Origin of the sequence: Cryobacterium luteum (assembly GCF_900110125.1) — a bacterium.
Lineage (GTDB): Bacteria > Actinomycetota > Actinomycetes > Actinomycetales > Microbacteriaceae > Cryobacterium > Cryobacterium luteum.
In genome coordinates, this window is the sequence record NZ_FOCN01000017.1 from 33,453 (window position 1) to 48,706 (window position 15,254).

General features: G+C 65.0%; 14 protein-coding genes. 2 read left to right on the plus strand and 12 right to left on the minus strand.

Features of this window, described 5'->3' with window-relative positions:
* Positions 1-9 precede the first annotated feature (9 nt).
* Positions 10-1,125, minus strand: a complete 1,116-nt coding sequence (locus BMW72_RS14375) for a histidinol-phosphate transaminase (protein ID WP_241983760.1) — start codon at positions 1,123-1,125, stop codon at positions 10-12.
* A gap of 119 nt (positions 1,126-1,244) precedes the next feature.
* The gene (locus BMW72_RS14380; RefSeq protein ID WP_092111728.1) at positions 1,245-1,664 is read right to left on the minus strand and encodes a LysM peptidoglycan-binding domain-containing protein; all 420 of its coding nucleotides are present in this window, start codon (positions 1,662-1,664) and stop codon (positions 1,245-1,247) included.
* 288 nt (positions 1,665-1,952) lie between these two features.
* On the opposite strand from BMW72_RS14380, the gene lexA reads away from it, so the two are divergent.
* Complete coding sequence (gene lexA, locus BMW72_RS14385) at positions 1,953-2,660, plus strand: transcriptional repressor LexA (protein ID WP_370448736.1); 708 nt, start codon at positions 1,953-1,955, stop codon at positions 2,658-2,660.
* A 95-nt stretch (positions 2,661-2,755) separates the two neighbouring features.
* Here lexA and metE read toward each other — a convergent pair whose 3' ends face one another.
* From metE to hflX, 3 genes are all read right to left on the minus strand, one after another.
* Entirely contained in the window at positions 2,756-5,095 is a 2,340-nt protein-coding gene (gene metE / locus BMW72_RS14390) for a 5-methyltetrahydropteroyltriglutamate--homocysteine S-methyltransferase (protein WP_092111732.1), read from the minus strand.
* Positions 5,096-5,187: 92 nt separating this feature from the next.
* Positions 5,188-6,153 (minus strand): methylenetetrahydrofolate reductase, encoded by a 966-nt coding sequence (locus tag BMW72_RS14395; RefSeq protein WP_092111734.1) that lies wholly within the window; start codon positions 6,151-6,153, stop codon positions 5,188-5,190.
* A gap of 223 nt (positions 6,154-6,376) precedes the next feature.
* A complete protein-coding gene (hflX, locus tag BMW72_RS14400) occupies positions 6,377-7,969 on the minus strand; it encodes a GTPase HflX (protein WP_092111736.1) in 1,593 nt (530 codons plus the stop codon).
* Between the two features lie 40 nt (positions 7,970-8,009).
* Between hflX and BMW72_RS14405 the strand changes: the two genes are divergently transcribed.
* Positions 8,010-8,618 carry a class I SAM-dependent methyltransferase gene (locus BMW72_RS14405; protein ID WP_092111738.1) on the plus strand — a complete coding sequence of 203 codons (609 nt, stop codon included), beginning with the start codon at positions 8,010-8,012 and terminating at the stop codon, positions 8,616-8,618.
* Here BMW72_RS14405 and dapF read toward each other — a convergent pair.
* The 7 genes from dapF to BMW72_RS14440 all read right to left on the minus strand — a co-directional run bounded on the left by dapF (position 8,615) and on the right by BMW72_RS14440 (position 15,102).
* On the minus strand, positions 8,615-9,496 hold the full coding sequence (dapF, locus tag BMW72_RS14410; protein WP_092111740.1) for a diaminopimelate epimerase: 882 nt from the start codon (positions 9,494-9,496) through the stop codon (positions 8,615-8,617). The two genes, BMW72_RS14405 and dapF, sit on opposite strands and share 4 nt — an antisense overlap.
* A gap of 9 nt (positions 9,497-9,505) precedes the next feature.
* Positions 9,506-10,501 carry a tRNA (adenosine(37)-N6)-dimethylallyltransferase MiaA gene (miaA, locus tag BMW72_RS14415; protein WP_241983759.1) on the minus strand — a complete coding sequence of 332 codons (996 nt, stop codon included), beginning with the start codon at positions 10,499-10,501 and terminating at the stop codon, positions 9,506-9,508.
* 4 nt (positions 10,502-10,505) lie between these two features.
* Complete coding sequence (miaB, locus tag BMW72_RS14420; RefSeq protein WP_092111744.1) at positions 10,506-12,110, minus strand: tRNA (N6-isopentenyl adenosine(37)-C2)-methylthiotransferase MiaB; 1,605 nt, start codon at positions 12,108-12,110, stop codon at positions 10,506-10,508.
* Between the two features lie 64 nt (positions 12,111-12,174).
* On the minus strand, positions 12,175-12,864 hold the full coding sequence (locus tag BMW72_RS14425; protein WP_166805993.1) for a regulatory protein RecX: 690 nt from the start codon (positions 12,862-12,864) through the stop codon (positions 12,175-12,177).
* A gap of 134 nt (positions 12,865-12,998) precedes the next feature.
* On the minus strand, positions 12,999-14,144 hold the full coding sequence (gene recA / locus BMW72_RS14430) for a recombinase RecA (protein WP_092111748.1): 1,146 nt from the start codon (positions 14,142-14,144) through the stop codon (positions 12,999-13,001).
* Positions 14,145-14,451: 307 nt separating this feature from the next.
* Positions 14,452-14,676 (minus strand): DUF3046 domain-containing protein, encoded by a 225-nt coding sequence (locus BMW72_RS14435; protein ID WP_092111750.1) that lies wholly within the window; start codon positions 14,674-14,676, stop codon positions 14,452-14,454.
* 117 nt (positions 14,677-14,793) lie between these two features.
* A complete protein-coding gene (locus BMW72_RS14440; RefSeq protein ID WP_092111752.1) occupies positions 14,794-15,102 on the minus strand; it encodes a helix-turn-helix domain-containing protein in 309 nt (102 codons plus the stop codon).
* Positions 15,103-15,254: the final 152 nt, after the last annotated feature.

A 15,254-nucleotide genomic window follows, 5' to 3' on the forward strand; every position in this document is an offset into this window, starting at 1 on the left:
ACCGCTAGCTTATTCGGCTCGGGCCGTCTCGGTTTGACCGGAACGATCCGGGCGTCCCAGGCGAGCCAGGGCGTCCAGGAACAGGGAGGTCTCCTTCTCGGTGCCGGCCGTCACCCGCAAGTGGCCGGGAATGCCGACGTCGCGAATGAGGATTCCCTCGGCGAGCAGAGCAGTGAACGTCTCCTGGGGGTCGGCGACTCCTCCGAACAAGACGAAGTTGCTCCAGCTTTGGTGTGGGGCGTAGCCCAACCGGGCCAGTTCAACCACCAGTCGGTCGCGTTGGGCACGAATGTCGTCGACCATCGCCAGCATCTCGGCGCTGTGCGCGAGGGCTGCGTTGGCCGCGGCCTGGGTCAGGGCGGAGAGGTGGTAGGGCAGACGCACCAGTCGCAGGGCATCCGTCACCGCCGGGTCGGCCGCCAGATAACCCACGCGGGCACCGGCGAAGGCGAAGGCCTTACTCATCGTGCGCGAAACGAGCAGGCGTTCCCGACCCGGCAGCAGGGTGAGTGCACTGGGCGTGCCGACGGGTGCGAATTCGGCGTAGGCCTCGTCGACGACGACGATGCCATCGGTTGCGTCGTAGACGGCGGCGATGGTCTCGAGCGAGAGCGGGGTGCCGGTGGGGTTGTTCGGGGAGCACAGAAAAACGATGTCGGGGCTGGTGCGGGCGATTTCACGCACGGCGGTGGCGGGCGACAGCTCGTAGTCAGCATCACGGGCACCCGGAATCCAGGTGGTGTCGGTTCCCGACGCGAGGATGGAATACATCGAATAGGTGGGTGCGAAGCCGAGCAGGCTCCGTCCGGGGCCGCCGAAAGCCTGGAGTACCTGCTGGAGCACTTCATTGGAGCCGTTGGCGGCCCAGATGTTCTCCGCCGCCAGTCCGTGGCCAAGATACTGGGCGAGCGCCTCGCGCAGGGCGGTGAACTCGCGGTCGGGGTACCGGTTCACCGAGCGGATGGCGTCGGCCAGGCCGGCGAGGATATCGCGGACGACCGCGTCTGGAATAGCGTGCGTGTTCTCGTTGACGTTCAGAGCCACCGGCACGTGTAGCTGCGGAGCACCGTACGGGGTCAGGCCTTGCAGGTTGGTGCGGAGCGGAAGATCATCGAGGCTGGTCACACCCTCCATGCTACGACCCTGTGTTGCTGCCCAGCGCTCCTCTGTTCCTGGCAGCTCAAGTACTGTTCAGCTCACGTACTGGACTACTCAAGTACTGGACTGCTCAAGTACTGATCGATTCAGGAGTCGGCGGGGATCTCCAGGCGCTGGCCGGGCTGCAGGGTTTCCACGGAGAGGGCGTTCAGACGTTTGATATCGGCGACCACGTCGCGCGGGTCCTCCGACGGTGAGATCTCTTCGGCGAGGTCCCACAGGGTCTGGCCGGGATCGACCGTGATGAATCGGGCGGAACCGACGTCGGTCGGCGAATAGGCCAGGGTGGCAACGATTCCCGAGTCGGTCGTGTACGACATGACGTCGATACCCGTGGCCGAGTCCGATGCGCCGGCCGCTCCCCCATTGACGGCGAAGGCGAGGGCACCGAGCACGAGCGGGACGGCAGCGAGGGTCGTGAGCACCGCTCGCCCACGACGAGTGAGGCGAAGTCGGGTGACGGGGGCGTCGTCGGATGATACTGCGGGTACACATGCTGTGGTCATGTCAAACCTCCGGGGTTGGCGGGCTGCGAGTCTCGTATCCGGCCCTCGGCCGGGAGGACCGGATACGAAACTATGTTCCGAATATAACTTCGAACAATCGAACATGCAAGCTTTTTCTGGTCTTCGCCCGAAATTTCACACAACACACTCGAATAAGTGTTTGTTTCAGGGCGAAGAACTGGATAAACTTTCGATAGAACAATTGCTTGATTTACACTCAACCAGACACCACCGACATTCCCGTGAAGCACGACTTCAGGCCAGGCGGGACCGACTCCAGAAGGGCAGATCGTGACACAAAACACCGGCGCTACCCGCGACAAGGGCGGCACAAGGCGCCGCAAGAGTTTGAGCCAACGCCAGCTCGCTATCCTCGACGTAATTCAGCGTTCGGTGAGCTCGCGCGGCTACCCGCCGAGCATGCGAGAGATCGGCGATGCGGTCGGACTCGCTTCGCTGTCGAGCGTGACCCACCAACTCAATCAGCTCGAGCTCAGCGGTTATCTGCGCCGCGACCCGAATCGCCCGCGGGCACTTGAAGTGCTCATCGAGATCCAGCGCGCCCCCGAAGACGCCGGCACCGGCGACCAGGACAGCTTTCACCCGGGCGTGCAGGTCGGCGATGCGGCGATGGTCCCCCTGGTCGGCCGCATCGCTGCCGGCATCCCGATCACGGCCGACCAGCAAATCGACGAGATCTTTCCGCTGCCCCGCCAGCTTGTGGGCCAGGGCGAGCTGTTCATGCTCAAGGTCGTCGGGGAGTCCATGATCGACGCTGCGATTTGTGACGGTGACTGGGTCGTCGTGCGGCAACAGAAGACCGCGGAAAACGGCGAGATCGTTGCGGCCATGCTCGACAACGAGGCCACCGTCAAGGTCTTGCGCAAGCGCGACGGCCACACCTGGCTCCTTCCGCGCAACAGCAACTTCGAACCGATTGTCGGCGACTTTGCCGACATCCTCGGCAAAGTCGTCGCGGTGTTGCGCTCGGTGTAATCCTGATTGCACGCCCCGGTGTCGTACGACAGAGGCTCGATCGCCAACGGGTGATCGGGCCTCTGTCGTCCCTGCGACCGCGTCAGGCGCTGGCGCTAGGCATTGACCCTGATACCGCGGCGTTCGCGCACCCGCCGCGTCGCCGCGAGCATGTTATGCAGCGACTGCACGGTCTCGTCGTAGCCGCGCGTCTTCAGCCCGCAGTCCGGGTTTACCCAGACCTGGCGCTCAGGAATGGATTTCAAGGCGGTGTCGAGCAGCGTCGTCAGCTCGTCGATGCTCGGCACCCGGGGCGAGTGGATGTCATAGATGCCGGCGCCGATACCGTGGTCGAACCTACCGGCCTCGATCTCCTGCACCACCTCCATCCGTGACCGGGCCGCTTCGATGCTCGTCACGTCGGCGTCGAGGTTGCGAATGGCTTCGATGACGACGCCGAATTCGGAATAGCAGAGGTGCGTGTGAATTTGGGTCGCATCCGCTACCCCGGCCGTGGCGAGCCGAAAAGCACCGACCGACCAGTCCAGATAACCGGCGTGGTCTTTCTGCTTGAGGGGCAGCAGCTCGCGCAGAGCTGGCTCGTCGACCTGAACGATTTGGATGCCGGCGGCCTCGAGGTCGCCGATCTCATCCCGCAGGGCGAGGGCCACCTGGCGGGCGGTTTCGCCGAGCGGTTGGTCGTCGCGCACGAAGGACCAGGCCAGGATGGTCACCGGCCCGGTGAGCATGCCCTTGACCGGCTTCGCGGTGAGGCTTTGCGTGTACACGGACCAGTCCACCGTGATCGGCGCCGGTCGCGACACATCACCCCACAGAATGGATGGCCGAGTACAGCGACTGCCGTAGGACTGAACCCAGCCATTTTCGGTCACGGCGAACCCGTCAAGGTTTTCCGCGAAGTACTGCACCATGTCGTTGCGTTCCGGTTCGCCGTGCACGAACACGTCGAGTCCGATCTCTTCCTGCAGTGCAACGACACGGCCAATCTCGGCGCGCATCAGATCGCGGTAGTCGCCGGCGCTCAGCGCGCCCGTGAGATACCGGGCGCGTGCGCGGCGAATGTCGGCGGTCTGCGGGAACGATCCGATCGTCGTCGTCGGTAGCGACGGCAGCTGCAACGCCGCCTCCTGCGCCTCCAGGCGATCGGCGTAGGCGCCACGGGTGAAGTCAACGTCGGTCAGGGCTGCGGCACGGGTGCGCACAGCGCCGTCGCGTACGCCCGGAGCGCTGCGTCGCGCCGACAGGGCGGCCTCGGTCTCGGCCAGCGGCACCGCAATGGCGTCACGCCCGGCAGTGAGACCGAACGCGAGGGCGGCGACCTGGCCCACTTTCTGGTCGGCGAAGGCCAGCCAGCTGGTCAGCTCGCCCGGTAGCGAGGTCTCATCGAAGACGTCGTGCGGCACGTGCAGCAGCGAGGTGGAGGTGGAGACGGTGACCGAGTCTGACAACGCGCGTACGCTCTCGGCGGTCTCGAAAGCAGCGGCGAGGTCGCCGCGCCACACGTTATGGCCGTCGATCACGCCGGCGACGAGGGTCTTGCCGGCCAGTCCGGGTACTGCCGGAGGCAGGGTGCCCCGCACCAGGTCGAGGCCGATCGCTTCGACTGCGGTCGCGGCGAGAACCGGCAGCGCGTCGTCGAGGCTGCCGTACGGCGCCGCGACGAACAGAGCCGGTCGTTCGGTGAGCTGGCCGAGCACCCCATAAGCGGATGCGACGGCCGCCAGCGTGTCAGCGCGCCCCACATCGATGGACTCGCTGACCAGGCCGGGTTCGTCGAGTTGCACCCACTCGGCACCGGCATCCGCTAGCCGCGTCAGCAACGCCGCGTAGACGGGAAGGAGATCGTCGAGTCGGGAGAGCGGTGAGAACCCGGCCGGTGCGTCGTCGCTCGCCTTGCTGAGCAGCAGGAAGGTGACGGGGCCCACGAGCACCGGGCGGGTGAGGAACCCGGCCGCTTTCGCCTCGATGAACTCGCGCACGATGCGGTCGCCGGCGAGCGAGAACACCGTCTCCGGACCGATCTCCGGCACAAGGTAGTGGTAATTGGAGTCGAACCACTTGGTCATTTCCAGCGGCAGGTTCTCGCCCGCGCCGCGGGCCAGGGTGAAGTATCCGGCAAGGTCGAGGGTTCCATCGGCCGCGATGAGAGCAGCGAACCGGGCTGGAATCGCCCCGACCGCGACGATGATGTCGAGCATCTGGTCGTAGTACGAGAACGACTCGGGAATCGACGAGTCGGTGCGCCCCAGACCGAGTTCAACGAGCCGATCACGAGTTCCGGCGCGAAGCTCCGCGGCGACCCGTTCGAGTTCGGCGGCGTCGATCGTGCCCGACCAGAAGGCCTCAACCGCCTTCTTCAGTTCCCGCCGTCGCCCGATCCGTGGGTAACCGAGGATGGTGCCGGTGGGAAAGGTGGGAGATGCAGAAATGGGCATGGTGATTCCTTCACTGGAGCAATAGTGGCTTGAACGGTCGGAGAAGACGAACGTGATGAGGGTGGGCCTGCGCGGTGGAGCGCGCGCGAGGCCTAGGGCATGGTTGCGGGCACCGGAAGCGCCCCACACCCCTCAAGAACCGACAGCACGGTCTCGTGCTGGTTGAAGGCGTAGAGGTGCAGGCCGGGGGCGCCGCCGGCAAGAACGTCCTGGCCGAGGCGCACGGCGTAGTCGATGCCGATCTGCCGCTGGCCTTCCTCGGTCGGTTCGACCTCGAGCGCGATGGACAGTGCGGCCGGCAGTTTCTCCCCGGAAAGCTGCAGAATGCGTCGCAAACGGTTCGGACTGGTGACCGGCATGATGCCGGGAAGAATGGGAAAGAGCACTCCCGCGGAGCGGGCCTTCTGGATGAAGCTCAGGTAGTCGTCGGCGTGGAAGAACAGCTGGGTGATCGCAAGGTTGGCGCCCGCGGCCTGCTTGGCGAGCAGGGTGTCGATGTCCTGCGCGACCGACCTGGAGTTGGGGTGGCCGTTTGGAAACGCCGCGACACCGATGCGCACCCGGCTTCGTTCCGTTTTCAACCCGCGGGCGGCGGGGAGGCCGGGGATCACGGTCTCGATGTAGGGCACCCGTTCGGCCTGCACCCGGTGGATGAGCTGCACCAGCTCCCCGGCGCTGTGCAGGTCACCGAGGAAGGTGGTGTCCCCTTCGGCCGCGCCCTGCGGTGCGTCGCCGCGAATCGCGAGAAAGCTGCGGATACCGGCGTCGAGGAACTCCCGAATTAGCCGGCTGGCCTCAGCATGCGAGGAGCCGACACAGGTGAGGTGCGCCATCGCATCCGCTGTGGTGTGGTCCTTGATGTACCGCAGCACGTCGAGTGAGGAGGTGCGCGACGAGCCGTTGGCACCGTAGGTGACGGAAATGAACTCGGGACCGGCTGCGGCCAGATGATCGATGGTGCGCGTCAGAGCGGATGCTGCCGCCACCGATTTCGGCGGATACACCTCAAATGAGAATGCCGGGCGGTCGTTACACGCGGAAATCCCTGTCGCGGTCATGGTTCCTCATTCGGCAGAAGCGGTACAACGGTGGTGGCCAGGCGGCCGCGGACACCACCAGCAGGCTGATGGGTTTTCGCGGGCGGATGCCGGGCTCGGCTGTCGCTCCATGCCGGGGAATGAATTCCGTCGGCAACGATTGATTAGACACTAACAACACCGACGCCGTGGCGCACGAATGTGACACTTCATGTCATCCGGGCGGGCACCAGTGCCTGAGCCCCTAGGCGGAGGCCGCGGGGAGGATGACGAACGGGGCGAACTGGGGCTCGATCTCGGGAGTGACAAACGCGGTCACGCGCGTGCCGGCTTCCTCGTAGTCGGTGGCTTCGATGCGACCCTGATCGTGCAGCACCGCGATGAGGTCACCGCGGTCGTAGGGAATGAGCAGATCGAGTTCGATCTGCGGCGTCGGCAGCAGCAACGCCACCGCGGCCAGCACGGTCTCGATGCCTTCACCGCTGCGGGCCGACACGAACGTCGCTTTCGGTTCGAGGCCGCGAAGCACGAGCCGGTCGTCGTCGCTGATCAGATCACTCTTGTTGAAGACGACCAGTTCGGGAATGTCGCGGGCGCCGACCTCGGAGATGACGTCGCGCACGGTGGCGAGTTGGGCGACCGGGTCGGGGTGGGAGCCGTCGACGACGTGAATGATGACGTCGGCGTCGGCCACTTCTTCGAGGGTCGAGCGAAAAGCTTCGACCAGCTGGTGCGGCAGGTTGCGTACGAACCCGACCGTGTCGGTGAGGGTGTACAGGCGCCCGTCGGCGGTCGTGGATTTGCGCACGGTGGCGTCGAGGGTCGCGAACAGGGAGTTCTCGACGAGCACTCCGGCCTTGGTGATGCGGTTGAGCAAGCTGGACTTGCCGGCGTTGGTGTACCCGACGATGGCCACGGACGGCACGGCGTTGCGTTTGCGGTTGGCGCGTTTCGCCTCGCGGGCCGGCTTCATCTCAACCATCTGCTTGCGCAGTTTGGACATGCGGGTGTGGATGCGACGACGGTCGAGTTCGATTTTGGTTTCGCCGGGGCCGCGGGAGCCCATTCCGGCTCCGGTGCCACCGACCTGGCCACCGGCCTGTCGGGACATCGAGTCGCCCCAGCCGCGCAGGCGGGGAAGCATGTAGGCCATCTGGGCGAGTTCGACCTGCGCCTTGCCCTCTCGGCTCTTGGCATGCTGGCTGAAGATGTCGAGGATCACGGCGGTACGGTCGATGACCTTGACCTTGACCACGTCTTCGAGGGCCCGCCGCTGGCTGGGCGCCAGTTCGGTGTCGGCAATGACCGTGTCGGCGCCGAGGGCCTTCACGATGTCGGCGACTTCCTGGGCTTTGCCCTTGCCCAGGTAGGTGCTCGGGTCGGGGGTGGCCCGACGCTGCAGCAACCCGTCGAGCACGGTGGCCCCTGCGGTTTCGGCGAGGGCGGCCAGTTCGCGCATGGAGTTCTCGGCGTCATCGACCGTGCCGTGCGTGTAGACGCCCACCAGCACGACGTTTTCCAGACGCAGCTGGCGATATTCGACCTCGGTGACATCTTCAAGTTCGGTGGACAGCCCGCCAACTCGGCGCAGGGCGTTGCGGTCGGCACGCTCGGACTGGTCGCCGTCGTGCTCGCTGCCGTCATACCCGCCGGAGGCCTGAGCCTGCAGGGCCTGAGCCGTGCCGCTGCGAAAGAGGGAGTAACCGGCAGCCTTACTGTCGGCGCTGGCCAGCACTCGCGCGACGACATCGTCTGCGTCGAAGGCTTCCACGTGTGTAATTTCTACCGCGTCGTTTTGTGCCGCGTCGTTGCCCGAGGGCGCCGTTGGATCATTCATCCCGTTAACCTTAGTTCATCGAAGTTGAAAGGTTCCTCTTATGTCGTCCGACCACTATTTTTCTCCGGCGCCCGGCACCGTACTGAAAACGCGCCAGATCACGGTGCAGCTGCACGGGCAGGATCATGAGCTCACGACCGCAAATTCGGTGTTCAGCCCCGCTCACATTGACGGTGGCACGGAGGTTCTGCTCAAGTACGCCCCCGAACCGCCCTTGAGCGGCCATTTTCTCGATCTCGGCTGCGGCTGGGGCCCGATCGCGCTGCACCTCGCCCTGGCCTCACCTGAAGCCACCATCTGGGCCGTCGACGTCAATGAGCGGGCGCTCGACCTCGTGCGCACCAACGCTGCCACCCTCGGTGTGACCAACATCAAGGCGGTACTCGCCGCCGACGTGCCCGCTGACATCTTGTTCCGCACCATCTGGTCGAACCCGCCGATTCGCGTGGGCAAAGACGAGTTGCACGGCCTCATGCAGACCTGGCTCCCCCGCCTCGAACCCGAAGCGGATGCCTGGCTCGTCGTGCAGCGCAACCTCGGCTCTGACTCACTCCAGCGTTGGCTCGCCGCCGAACTCCCGGCCAACTTCGAAACCACCCGCGAGGCCATCAGCAAGGGCTTCCGGGTGCTGGCCGTGCATCGTAACTAACCCAGGTTCAAAACACCGTCGAAGACCAGCTCGGCCGGCCCCGACAGTGACACGTGCTCGCCGTCCTCGGCCGGGAACATCCGCACCCCGAGTACACCGCCGGGAAGCTCCACCCGCCACTGGTGCGGCGCCGATTTTCCGGCCCAGTGCCGGGTGGCCAGGGCCGCTGCCGCAGCACCGGTGCCGCACGACAGGGTTTCTCCGCTGCCGCGTTCGTGCACCCGCATGCGGAACCGGCCGACGCCGTTGACGACGAGCGGTTCGTTCGGCACGACGAATTCAATGTTCACGCCGTCGGCCGGTTCGGGGTCGAGCTGCGGAATGAATGTCAGGTCGGCGGCGTCGAGTTCGTCATCGTCGGCGAGGGCCACGACGGTGTGCGGGTTGCCCACGTTGATGCCGAGGCCGGGACGCGCTACGGGCAGGTTCCTGGTGCGCACGAGCGGTTCGATGCCGTCGAGCTTCCACCGGCCGAGGTCAACCTGAAAGCCCGAGGCGTTGCGCTGCACGTCGCGCACGCCGCCGCGGGTGCCGATGGTGAGGGTGTCGCCGGGCAGCAGTTCGGCGAGGTCGTTCTCAATAAGAAATTTGGCATAGACCCGGATGCCGTTCCCGCACATTTCCGAGACGGTTCCGTCCGCGTTCCAGTAGTCCATGAACCACTCGGCCGCGTCGTCTTCGGCGAGGGCCGCCGCGCCGTCCGGCAGTTTCTTGCTGCGCACCGCGCGGATGATGCCGTCGGCTCCGACGCCGAATCTGCGGTCGCAGACGGCGCGAATCTGCGCCGGGGTGAGCTCTATCGTCCCGTCCGGATCAGCGAACAGCACGAAGTCGTTGCCGGTGCCGTGGCCCTTGGTGAAGTTCAAAGTGATGCCCATGTGGCCAGTTTACGGGGCTGCCACCGGCGGGTTTTGCGGCGCGAAGTCGGGCGCACCACCCCGGTCCACCTGCGCGAGGGCATCCTCGCCGCGGTCCGGTGCCTCCGATTCGATCCAGTGTGTGTGGGCGTAGCGTTTGAACCAGCTCACCTGCCGGCGAGCATAGCGGCGGGTGAGCTGCTGGGTTGCTTCGATAGCCTCCGCCTGACTGAGCGTGCCGTGCACCTGCCCGAGCGCCTGGGCGTAGCCGATCGCGCGGCACGCGGTCACACCATTCTCGATACCCGCCTCGAGCAGGTCCCGGGCTTCATGAACGATGCCGGCCGCCCACATCCGTTCGACGCGCGCGTCGAGCCGGGGGGTGAGCCGCTCGCGCGGGGTGCGGAGGCCGAGGAGCACGCTGGGTTGCCAGTACACCGGTTCGTCGGGAAGGGCGGCGAGGTGCGGGGCGCCGGTGAGCTCGACGATCTCCAGTGCCCGAACAAGGCGGCGCCCGTTGCTCGGGCCGATCCGCAGCGCGGCCTGGGGGTCGACGGCCTGCAGCCGGGAATACATCAGGCCCGGTCCGATGTGCAGGAGTTCGGCTTCGAGCCTGGCCCGCAACTGTGGATCGGTGCCCGGAAACTGAAAGTCGAAGACGACCGACGACACGTAGAGACCGGAGCCGCCGACCAGGATGGGGACGGCCCCGCGCGCGCGGATCTCGGTGATCGCCGTGCGGGCATCCGTTTGATACTTGCTGACGGTGGCCTCGTCGGTCACGTCAATCACGTCGAGCAGGTGGTGCGGAATGCCGCGGCGTTCACGCATGGTGAGCTTGGCCGTGCCGATGTCCATGCCGCGGTACTGCTGCATGGCGTCGGCGTTGACGATCTCGGCCGGCTGTCCACGCGCGATGAGCCGTTCGGCCAGGTCGAGGGACAGTTCGGACTTGCCGGTGCCGGTCGACCCGACAATGACGATCAGCACCGCCGCGCCAGGCGCTACCGCTGTTTCAGACGACAAGCTCCTAGCGCTCGTCGTCGTTCACGTTGTAGATGGGAATGGTGGTCGCGCCACTCTCGAGCCGCAGGCCGATCGTCGGCAGCCCGAGTGAAACGGGGCCGGGACCGCTTGTGGCGCCGCCGTGTGCCGGAACTCCACAGGATTCAGCTTCCATGCGATCCCAGGCGTCGCCGGCCCGGGTTGAGCGGATGCGCAGGGGCGCGTCGGTGGTCGAGTCCGCGATGAGGTGGAACGGTGCCGCCTGAGTGACGACGACGGTGACCATATCGCCGGGCCGGGGGCGAGGCGAACCGGCCGGAACATCGAAGTGCACGAGTCGGCTGTCGGGGGCCCGCCCACTGAGGCGGTGGGTGTCGTTGTCTTTACGGCCGCCGTTGGCGACGAGCAGTTCGACCTCACGGCCGATCATCGCCTGGTTCTCCTCGAGGGAGATGCGCTCCTGCAGAGCGGCAAGACGCTCGTAGCGGTCCTGCACGACGGCCTTGGGAACCTGGTCGGGCATCGTCGCGGCCGGGGTACCCGGGCGAATGGAGTATTGGAAGGTGAACGCGGTCGCGAACCGGGCCTGTTCGACGACCCGCAGGGTCTCCTGAAAGTCTTCCTCGGTTTCGCCGGGGAAGCCCACGATAATGTCGGTGCTGATGGCAGCGTTCGGCATCTGAGCACGCACGCGGTCGAGAATGCCGAGGAACTTCGCGCCGCGGTAGGACCGGCGCATCGCCTTGAGCACGCGGTCGGACCCGGACTGCAGCGGCATGTGCAGCTGCGGCATGACGGCGGGGGTTTCGGCCATAGCGTCGATGACGTCGTCGGTGAACGCGGCGGGGTGCGGGCTGGTGAAGCGGATACGCTCCAGCCCGTCGATCTTTCCGGCCGCGCGCAGCAGTTTGCCGAAGGCGAGGCGGTCGCCGAACTCGACCCCGTAGGAGTTGACGTTCTGGCCGAGCAGGGTGACCTCGATGGCGCCGTCGTCGACGAGCGCCTGGATCTCGGCGAGGATCTCCCCGGGGCGGCGATCCTTCTCCTTGCCCCGCAGCGCTGGCACGATACAGAAGGTGCAGGTGTTGTTGCAGCCGACCGAGATGGAGACCCAGCCGCTGTAGCTGGAATCGCGCTTGGTGGGCAAGGTGGACGGGAATGTCTCGAGGGATTCGAGAATCTCGAGCTGGGCCTCACCGTTATGCCTGGCCCGTTCGAGCAGACTGGGCAGGGAACCCATGTTGTGGGTGCCGAAGACCACGTCGACCCACGGCGCCTTCTCGAGGATGGTGGTCTTGTCTTTCTGGGCGAGGCAGCCGCCGACGGCGATCTGCATACCGGCATGCTTGCGCTTGACCGAGGCGAGGTAGCCGAGGTTGCCGTAGAGCTTGTTGTCGGCGTTCTCCCGCACCGCGCAGGTGTTGATCACGACGATGTCGGCCTCGTCACCGTTGGCCGAGACATAGCCAGCTGCTTCGAGTGAACCGCTCAGGCGTTCGGAGTCGTGCACGTTCATCTGGCAGCCGAAGGTGCGCACCTCATAGGTGCGGGCTCGCCCCGACTCGTCGATCGCGGCTACCGAGGGGGTGATCACGGTTCGGCGGGCTTGTTCGGGGGCGACGATACTCATAGTGACTGTAGTTTACGCGAGCAATTCGGTGTGCGGGCCGTGTGCCCTGGCCCACTCGCACGCATCAACGGAATCGAACGCGGGAGGTAGCACCGCCACCGCGGCTGTCCATGGCCGCCTTGACAGCCACTCGTACAGCTGCCGAGCTATAACCCTTGCGCATGAGAAAGCCGGTGAGACGACGGTCGATGGTCTGGTCGTCGAAGCGTTCCATCTGCCCGATCCGTTTGGTGGCCAGGTCGATGGCGCGTTCCGCCTCATCGTCGGGAAGTTCCTCGAGCTTGTCGAGCATGACGCTCGGGTCGAGCCTGCGTCGACGCATTTCAGCTTCGACGCCGGTGCGGCCGAGACCCTTGCGCACGTTGTGGCTGTGGATGATCTGATCGGCGAGCTTGCCCTCATCGAGATACTCCAGCTCGATGAACTTCTCGATGATCTCACTCGCTTCGCCCGAGTCGACACCGGTGGCATTCAGCACCAACAGGGCCTCGACCGTGGAGAGGGAGCGGCCGCGCAGCCGGTGCAGCAGCACCTTCTCCGCCCGCTCCCGCTGATCGAGCGCATCGGCCGCGGCGTCAGCCTCATCGCTGCCTTCCTGCTGCATCTCGGCCTCGTTAGCAGCGGCAGCAGCCGCAGAAAACCGGTCGACCTGGGCCGGAGGGGCTTCGGCTTTGATCGCGGCAGCGTCGGGCGCGGCGGCTTCAAGCGGCGAGCGACGTTTCATCCCCGGTGTCGCACCGTGCAGGTAGGTCACGGGAGCCAAATCGGCGTCTGCTGGTGTAGTTGCATCATCCTGGGGTGTGAAGTGAACCATTCCCGTGACCTGCCTTTCAGTGCGTTTCTGGCTGAACTGTGCGATGCGGGGCTGAACGGAGCTGCGTGTCCCGGTTAGGCGGTCTTGCGGGCGGCCTGACCCTTGATACCCACCGGGCCGCCGGCGAGAAGAGCGGCGGCATCCGCTTCGGCCTTGGCCTTCGTTTCGGCCTCCAACGCGACAGCGGCGGCGGCCTTTTCGGCAGCCTTGGCCGCGATGCCTTCGGGGCCGACGCCGAGCTTGATCAAGATTTTGCGTTCGATCTCGTTGGCCATGTCGGGGTTCTTCATGAGGAAGTTGCGCGAGTTCTCTTTGCCCTGGCCGAGCTGGTCGCCGTCGTAGGTGTACCAGGCACCCGACTTCTTGACAATGCCCTGATCGACACCGAAGTCGATCAGACTGCCCTCGCGGGAGATACCGATGCCATACATGATGTCGAACTCGGCCTGCTTGAAGGGCGGTGCCATCTTATTCTTGACGACCTTGACCCGCGTGCGGTTACCGATGGCATCCGTGCCGTCTTTCAGGGTTTCGATGCGGCGGATGTCGAGGCGCACCGAGGCGTAGAATTTGAGGGCCTTACCGCCGGAGGTGGTTTCGGGGCTACCGAAGAACACACCGATCTTCTCGCGCAGCTGGTTGATGAAGATCATGGTCGTGTTGGTCTGGCTCAGGCCACCGGTGAGCTTGCGCAGGGCCTGGGACATGAGGCGCGCCTGCAGGCCGACGTGGGAGTCACCCATCTCGCCTTCGATCTCGGCGCGGGGCACGAGTGCGGCCACAGAGTCGACAACGATGAGGTCGATGGACCCGCTTCGCACGAGCATGTCGGCGATTTCGAGGGCCTGTTCACCCGTATCGGGCTGGGAAACGAGGAGAGCATCGATGTCGACGCCGAGCTTCTTGGCGTATTCCGGGTCGAGGGCATGCTCGGCGTCAATGAAGGCGGCAATGCCGCCGTTCTTCTGCGCGTTGGCGATGGCGTGCAGGGTGAGGGTGGTCTTTCCCGAGGATTCCGGACCGTAGATCTCCACGATGCGGCCACGCGGCAACCCGCCTATGCCGAGAGCGACGTCGAGCGCGACCGAGCCGGTTGAGATGGTCTCAACGGGGGCGCGTTCGTCGCTGCCGAGGCGCATGACCGATCCCTTGCCGAACTGACGGTCGATTTGCGCGAGGGCGGTTTCGAGGGCTTTCTCGCGGTTCGCTTGTGATGCCATGGTCGTGATCTCCTAGGTTCTGCACGGTCGGTATAGCGAGGTGTGCATGGTGGCGCCTATAGGCTGTCGGCCCAGCAATCGGGAAGACCCCGATACCTGTTTCGACAAGGCAATTGCTGACTTTCTCTGATAACTGCGACTGTACGCCGCACCTCCGACACTGATCGGGGGCACGATCGAGCGGTGCGCAGTCTGTCAGATTGTCTGCTGTGGAGGAGCCTATCAAGACCGAACAGGTATTCGAGCATTATCGGGATAATCCTGCGGCGTGTCGAAATATCAGCCGAACCCGTCGGGGTCAGTCTTATTACAGGCGAGGAGCGGGAATGCCGGCGCCGTACCAGCGGCTGCGCGGAACGTCGACCTCGGCGCAGAGGGCCAGCCACACATCACGGGCGGGAGTACCGGCGGCGAGGGCCTGATCGGCGGTTCGACCATCGAGCGGCGTGAGCACGAGGTCACGGGTGAGCACTCGTCCGTAGGCCTCGCCGAACTCGTCCCTCATCGCGGTGCGAAATTCACTCAGGCGCACAACACTCCTTCAAATTTTGTGTGGCGAATCGTCACTCCCGAAAGACAACCACCGCCGACACTCAGTGTCGACGGTGGTTGATAATGATATAAATCCTGAGGATGCTGCCGAGGGTGGCTAACGCACCATGAAGTCGGCATCGAAGGTGGTGACGAAGTCGTCCGGTACCGTGTCGGGAAACTGATCGATTCCCTCTATAACGGCGAGACGGTCACCAACTTCACGCATGATGACCGAAATCGGGGTATCCAGTGCGTCGGCGACCGAGGCGAGGATCTCTGAGGACGCCTCTTTCTGGCCCCGTTCTACCTCGCTGAGATAGCCGAGCGCGACACTTGCCTTGCTTGCGACCTGACGCAGGGTACGCCCCTTTTGCAGGCGGAAGTCCCTGAGCACATCGCCGATTTCCTGACGAACAAGAATCATCGGAACCTCCTTCTTATGGCTGATAATCAAGCCTGTGACTACCGGTGTGCGGTGCTGGATGCTTACAATACTGCATTCATCTGACACTTTGACACTACCGAGATTCATTGGGCTTTTCTTGTGAATGTCTTCGATGTAACCAGCCCGTAACA